This window comes from Candidatus Wallbacteria bacterium (genome assembly GCA_028687545.1).
GTDB lineage: Bacteria > Muiribacteriota > JAQTZZ01 > JAQTZZ01 > JAQTZZ01 > JAQTZZ01.
The window spans coordinates 20,560-27,632 of sequence record JAQTZZ010000054.1 but is presented as its reverse complement, the minus strand read 5'-3'; the positions used below and the strand labels follow the sequence as shown (position 1 = coordinate 27,632).

The 7,073-nt window shown below is 47.7% G+C and carries 6 protein-coding genes; 4 read left to right on the top strand and 2 right to left on the bottom strand.

The window, feature by feature from the left end; genetic code table 11:
- The coding region (locus tag PHW04_16085) for a DUF933 domain-containing protein (GenBank protein ID MDD2717410.1) at positions 1-596 on the top strand (596 nt) is incomplete at its 5' end.
- 78 nt (positions 597-674) lie between these two features.
- Here the strand turns inward: PHW04_16085 and PHW04_16080 are convergent.
- Positions 675-1,673 (bottom strand): hypothetical protein, encoded by a 999-nt coding sequence (locus PHW04_16080; protein MDD2717409.1) that lies wholly within the window; start codon positions 1,671-1,673, stop codon positions 675-677.
- 114 nt (positions 1,674-1,787) lie between these two features.
- Between PHW04_16080 and PHW04_16075 the strand changes: the two genes are divergently transcribed.
- From PHW04_16075 to PHW04_16065, 3 genes are read left to right on the top strand one after another with little or no spacing between them, the layout of a single operon-like run.
- Positions 1,788-2,795, top strand: a complete 1,008-nt coding sequence (locus PHW04_16075) for a radical SAM protein (GenBank protein ID MDD2717408.1) — start codon at positions 1,788-1,790, stop codon at positions 2,793-2,795.
- 52 nt (positions 2,796-2,847) lie between these two features.
- Positions 2,848-4,143, top strand: a complete 1,296-nt coding sequence (locus tag PHW04_16070) for a hypothetical protein (protein ID MDD2717407.1) — start codon at positions 2,848-2,850, stop codon at positions 4,141-4,143.
- Positions 4,140-5,498 carry a radical SAM protein gene (locus PHW04_16065; protein MDD2717406.1) on the top strand — a complete coding sequence of 453 codons (1,359 nt, stop codon included), beginning with the start codon at positions 4,140-4,142 and terminating at the stop codon, positions 5,496-5,498. Before PHW04_16070 ends, PHW04_16065 begins: the two co-directional genes overlap by 4 nt.
- Before the next feature lie 8 nt (positions 5,499-5,506).
- Here PHW04_16065 and PHW04_16060 read toward each other — a convergent pair whose 3' ends face one another.
- Positions 5,507-6,913: a hypothetical protein gene (locus tag PHW04_16060; protein MDD2717405.1), complete on the bottom strand. Its 1,407-nt coding sequence runs from the start codon at positions 6,911-6,913 to the stop codon at positions 5,507-5,509.
- Positions 6,914-7,073: the final 160 nt, after the last annotated feature.

Here is a 7,073-nt window from a genome sequence, read left to right as displayed (position 1 = left end):
TCTGCGAAAGATTGAAAAAACAGCTCGAAGAAGGCGTGGATATCAGGAAAACAGAATTCACGGAGCAGGAACAGGGTTTTATTTATTATTACAACCTGATTTCATTGAAAAAACGCCTGCTGATTCTGAACAAGAATGACGCCACTCCGGCAGGACTCGAAAATCAGACGTTAGAGATGCTCAGGAAAGGCGAAACCAATATCCTGGTCTTTGACGGAAAACTGGAGCTGGAGATGTCCGAACTTCCCTCTGAAGACCGTGAATCGTTCAAGAAAGACATGGGGATTGAATATTTTTCCAGCGAACTGATTCAGAGAGAGTCGCTCAAACTGCTTGATTACATCACTTTTTTTACAGTCGGTGAGGATGAATGCCGTTCCTGGCCTGTTAAAATGGGCTCAAACGCCAGAACCTCTGCCGGAAAAATCCATTCTGATCTGGAAAAGGGATTTATCAGGGCCGAAGTTGTGCACTGTGACGATTTGATCCGTCTGGGCGCGATGGCTGAAGTGAAAAAACAGAACCTGCTGCGCCTGGAAGGCGGCGAATACATCGTCAAAGACGGCGACATCATGCATGTGAGATTTAATTTGTAACTCGACTTTGGCAAACATCTGGCTGCACACCATGAAAATTTGCCAAAAAGCAAATCTGTATAAGATAATTAATTCGGTTCAACCACCGCTCGGTGTCGATGGCTGCTGTGGAGGCGGATAGAATGCTCCTGGAGGAGGCGGATATGATCCCCCCTGCGGCGGTGGAGGCGGATATTCTGCTCCCTGCGGAGGAGTGCCCGGATTGGCAGCTGCCCCTGGCGGAGGCGGCGGGGGCAGATTTTCCTGTGATTCGGTTGGTTCAGGTTCCGGACTTTCTACGGGCTGGTAATTATGGGCTCGATTATATTCTTCCACTGACTGAGCCGTTTCCAGTTGTTCGATCTTGTCTTCTATGTCCTTGACCTGGCGGGCCAGTTCTTCGGACTTGGCTTTTTCCTTTTCATACTGGATTTTTGAGAATTCCTCCATGTTGAAATAATCTCCGTAACCACCATAATGCAGCCCAAACCATTTTTTATGCTCTTCTTCGGCTTTTTTTGTAGCTGTATCCTGCTGCTCTGAAAGCTGCCTGAGATCATCCAGGCTTTGCTTCAACTGGCTGATATATTTGCCGACGCTCGGTTGCTGCGGCTGCCTTGCCGGCTTTTCCTGTTCGTCTTCCGGGAGTTCCTCATCAGGCTGAGCCCCGATTCCGCCTGAATCGCTCTGGCCGGTGATTATTTCGCTGGTAGGCTTCAGTGGTTTTTTCTGGGCGTCTATTTCTGACAAGTAAAATTTCGCGTCCTGATACTCGCTCGATGCAGGAGGGAACTGAGCAAGAACCTTCTCGAAGTATTCCTGCGCCTTATCGGAATAGCCATACAGATAGAAAGTCTTCCCGGTAGTAAAAGGATTTGAGGATTTTTCCAGCCTGTCCAGCAGGAATTTGGCCAGGCCATTGTCCTTGAGCTGGAGGATGGAAATGTCCTCGTTGAGTGCCTGCTGATAGGTCGAGACAGCATTGTCAATCTCCCCTTTTTCCAGGAGCGACAAGGCGGAAACATACAGTATATGGGCTTTTGAAAAGTCAGCCCAGGCAGCACTCTGCAAAACGAGAAATATTAGAATGTATTTCATGTAAATGCCTCCACAGTTCCAATTTTATCACCGTCAGGGAGGCTAGGCAAGGGATATTTATGGACAGGTGCGATGTTTTGCAAAGCCGCGCTGATCAGATGTATGATGTTTTACATGTCTAAAATTGCACTGCTCAACCGCGTCCGTGGATGGCTGTCCATAGAATTCACTAATTTCTGCAATTATGCCTGCCTTTACTGCTACAGAGGCAGGGTAGACAGGATGCCGCTGTCATTCCTGAAACCTGAAACTCTGCTTCACGTGCTTGATGACATTGAAGCAAGTGGCCTGACTTTTGCAGGGATTAAGCTGAACTGGCTTGGAGAATCCACTCTGCATCCGGAGTTTTCTTCGATGCTGGAAGAGATTTACCGGAGAAAATTCTATCAATATCTGTCGCTGGAAACTAACTTGTCCAGTCTGCCTGAGGTACTGCTGGGGTCAGGTTCAGACAAACCCCTGTTTATCTTTGTTTCGCTCGATACCCTGGATCCATTGAAATTTAAAGCGCTGAGAGGGGCGGATCTGCTCCCGGCAGTGCTTGAAAACCTGGATAAAATTCTTGAGTTCCGCAGAATGCACAAGAGAAAATTTCCCGGAATCCGTCTGCAGGCTTTAGTGCTCCCTGAAAATATGGACGAGCTTGAACGATTCCGTTCCTTTGCAGTCGACAGACTTGGTTCAGGCGTGCCGATCCGGTTCCAGGAAGATATTACTGCGCCAGGGGATTATCTTCTTTTCCGCAGGCTGATCGACCCGCAGGATCAGCCTGCTGCCGACAGCCTGTATCTTGATGCTGGAAACCGATTCGGGATCAGCGGGAGGCTTCCATTCCAGCTTGAAAAAGGTGTGCGAAGGGCCTGCGAGAAACTCTGGGCCACTCCGTTCATCCGTGCGGACGGATCCCTGACTTTCTGCAGCGATGATCCGGAAATGAGCCTGAAGCTTGGAAATCTTGAAAGAACATCATTTTCAGAATTATGGCTTGGGGAGCGGATTGATTCCTTGCGAAGGATGCAGGTTTTGCAGAACTGGCAGCAGCTCCCTGATAAATGTCTGAACTGTAATAATTACTGGCCGACTCTCGCTGATGAATATTTCAGGGAATATTTTACCTTTTGACCTTTGAAGCATAAACGCTTATAATTTTTCCAGATACTTATGGAGGATTATTTTGAAGAGAATATTATTACTGTTTCTTCTTCTCTCTTTCGCAGGCTCCTGCTTCGCCTGGCCTTTCCGCCACAGGCATCACGGCACCCGTGAAATTGAAACCACCAAGGAAATCGAGACTGCTGCTCCGCCTGTTCAATCCAAGGTCGATTTTAAAAATGTACCATATTACAAATCACTGAGTCAGGATCTTTATTTCCGCGTTCTCAGCCTGCCTGTCGATCTGAAGAAGGGCGAGATCTTTCTAAAGGGCAAACTGGTGCTGGAAGTAACCGACACCCTCGGAAAAACCGATGCCGTGAAAACAACCTATTTTACAGCAGGCAAGATCCAGCTTCTGCTTGATAAAAAGATCACTCCGGACCAGATCAGCGTGGAAAAAATCCAGGATGGGGCTGAACTGAGAGCCAGCAATGAAGTGCTGATCACATACTCTGACAATGAAACCATGCTTCGCTATCAGATTCCCTCATTCAAGCTCGCTTTCCTGTTCGCCTGCAGAATCAAGAAGGCGCTTGGGGATGTAGCGGTTTTCCCTAAAGAAATACTTTCCAATGCCTATCTGGAACTGGACCGTGGAGATGAATATTTCGCCAATAATGATCTGGAACTGGCCTATGGAGCATACCGCAAGGCCTGGAAACTGGACCGTAAGTATGGGCTGGCCTATTTTTCCATGGGGGCGATCGCCTATTACAACCAGAACTACGACGAATCCCAGACTTTTCTCTCCAAAAGTACGGAATTCAACCCGGATTATCCACGGGCTTATTATCTGATCGGAAAGACCTCCTTTGCCCAGAATGATTTTCAGAAAGCCTACGTATCGATTAAAATGGCACTCAAGTTTGATCCGGAAAATCTCGATTACAAAGACCTCTATGTGGAAATCGAAAGAAAACTGGCTGAAAAAGGACAATTACCTACTGGGGAAGTCGGGATTCAGCTTGTTTCGAATTCCAGTCCGAGCGATCCGTCCCTGTCAGAACTTGAAAAACTGGACCGGGAAATGGCCGCCGGTCTGACAGCCGAGGCTTCCGCCAAGTCTCTGCAGACCTCTGAAGCATCTTCGGCTAATAACTTGTCTTCCTCTTCGGAAGTGCTGTTCCAGAAGGACTATCATGCACAGGCTCAGGAGGCAAAGATAGTTCCAGGGAAGAAACCTGTTAAACAGCCGGTGAAAAAGCCTGCAGTGAAGAAAGCTGTCAAGGTGAAGAAGACAGTCCAGAAAATTCAGCCTAAAAATACGACTGAAGTTTCAGTACCAGTTAATAAAATAGAAATTCACACACCTTGATCAAGCCACGCCGCATCCGGATCGAACTCTCCACCTGCTGCAACCTGCGTTGTTCATTCTGTTCATACAGAAAAGAAGCTCTGCTGGGCTTAATGAATACTGCACTTTTCCAGAGAATCCTGGAACAGCTGACTGAATTTCCGGATCTGGAAGAAATTGGCCTTTTCAACATCGGAGAGCCGCTGCTGCACCCGGAATTCGATTCCATGATTGTGACAGCGGCCGCAAAAAATCTGCCTGCTCTTTTTACTCTTTCCACCAACGCAATGCTGCTCGATGAACGGAAATCCCTCACCATCATCGAATCCGGCATCTTCAAGCGTGTTTTCATCTCGCTGGATGCTGCCACAAAAGCAACTTATCAAAAGCTGAGAATCGGCGGAGATTTTGAACTCGTGCTTTCAAATGTGAGAAAATTTCTGGAATTGAGGAAGGGCAGGAAGCCTTTCGTTGATCTTCAGTTCATACTGATGCCTGAAAACCTGACTGAAATGGAGCAATTCATCGCCTGCTGGAAAGATTATTTTGCTGCAGCAGGCGAAAAAATCAGCCTGACGCGAAAAGAAAAGTGCGACAGGATCATCGTTTTTCCCTTCGTGGCTGAAACCAGAGCCGAACAGGAGAAGACAGACCGGTTTTATCATGAGATGGTCAGGCAGGGAAAGCTGCCTCTGGAACTGACCTGCATTCCGAATGAAGAAGGGTGCCGCAAGCCCTGTGCTTTTCTCTACGATCTGCTGGCTGTCAATTTCAACGGAAACGTCACGCCCTGCTGTACCGGCGAGAAAATGGGCAGATTTGTAATCGGTAACGCGCTGGACCAGTCACTCCTTGAAATCTGGAACGGACCTGTGATCAATTCCTACCGGACCTTTGACCTGGCAGGAGATTACAGGGAAATGGAAATCTGCAGACATTGTTTTCAGACCAGCCGCACTATTCCTCAAGGAAACTGGCTTTCCCCGGACAGAGTGGAAAAATATCGGATAGAGTTTCCCGGTTTATTCACAGCTCCTTTTTCCGAAGGACTGAACCGGTTCCGGCAGAACGATTTTGCCGGGGCGATCACAGGATTCAGGGAAGCCTATAACTTTAATCCATACCTGATCGAGGCCGCCAAACATCTGGCCATCTGCCTGCAGAACACCGGTGAATTCAGGGAAGCCCTGACTCTGTTTGAACAGGTGCTCAAAGGATACCCTCAAGACGCAGTGGCTCTAAAAGGTTTAGCCTGCTGCCTGGATAACCTGGGGGAAAAACAGCGTTCACGAGAGATTTTTCACAAACTTGCAACAGGTGATTTTCCAGCTGAGATCAAGGTGGAAGCCGAAAAGTATCTTACACAGATCCGTTAAGAGTAATCTTACTTTCCATATTTCAGGCTCATGATTTCCCTGCGCAGGCTTTTGATATCCTCATAGTCTATGCCGGTTTCTTTTCCGCTCAGTTGCTTCTCCCTGTAACTGGTTTCCCGCGAAGCGAGACATGTTTCAAGATCTCCGATTTTTTTCTCAATTCCTGCAGCCGACGCATTTAAAAAATTATTCCGCTCTGCAAGACAGCCTGCCGATTTTTCCAGAACTGTTCTGGGATCAAGGTCAAGAGAACTGGCTCCGCAGATTTGCGCGAGAACATTGCCTGTAAATCTGGCCAGGTCATTCCCTGAAAGTCTTCCGGAATATGAAGTGGTTTTCAGGGAATGATGAAGATAATCAGAGCAGGTTGATTTTGTGGCTAAAATCTGTTCCGAGATTTTAGCTTCGTTCTGAGAATCATTGGAACTGACTGCCATGGTGGTAAGATTGAGATCTGACACCCGCTCCAGAATTTTAGCCAGAGAAGCAGTTTGCGAGCAGTTCCCATTCAGGTTGCCTCTTGTTTCGCAGATCCCGCAGATCGAGTTCAGATATTGTTCCAGCGAAAGGGAATCAATCCTGCTGAGTTCCCCGACCTGGGATCTGATCAGGAATTTATCCATTTTCATCCAGGATGGACAGCCGAAGCAATTCATGGAATCTTTTAAAACATCAATTGTCAAACTGTTGAGTGCCTGGGCGATCATGGGCAGGAGACTCTGAAACACCTGCCCCAGTGAATTCTGGAAAAACAGATTTATCGTATCCTTCAGCCCAAAGGCCAGATCTGATTCCCAGGCTGTTTCGAGTGAAGAGTCGGAATCGTCGTCCGGCGGTTGAGGTTGTGGCTGAGGGGCAGGATTCGGCTGTGGCGCCGGGTTTGGAGCCGGTGCGGGATTGGGGCTTGGAGAAGGACTCGCACTACTTGGACTCAGCACGAAAAAGATTTTTCGATTCTTGATGGCGTCCCTCTCGATCACGCGGTTGGAATAGGGATCAAAGCTCCCGATGGAGGCATTTTCGACATCAACCCTCTGCTCAACTAATACTCCGGTGTGAGCGGGACGATCAGGATTGCTGTAATGCCAGAAAATAACATCGCCACCTGTGAACTGGCTGAAATCATCCTTGGGTACTGCCTTCCAGCCTAAATCTTCCAGTGCCGTTTTCAGGCCGACGCAGCTCGGGTGAACTTTTTTCAGGTGGCCGGAAGCTTTGAGTATGGCCGAAACCACTGTGGCGCATGCCAGGTTCCCGTAATCGAGGAATTCGCTCTGAAGCTCCACTCCATAAAGAACAGAAGTAGCACCGACTGCGCCTCTCGCTTTTTCGACGATCAATGCATTGTCCGGCGTGATCCCCAGCAAAGTATACTGACAGAAAAAGATTACCAGTAAAATTGAGATGATCTTCACATTTCCCCCTCAGCAAGCCTCGAAAATGAAATCGATCGAGTCTTCGCTTTTATTATCAACAATACCGGCAAATAATCATTTCCAGGGGAAAAGACCTGCAAAATATTTGTTACAATAGAAAATTTTAAATTCAGATTCTAAATATTGAATCTAAAGAAAA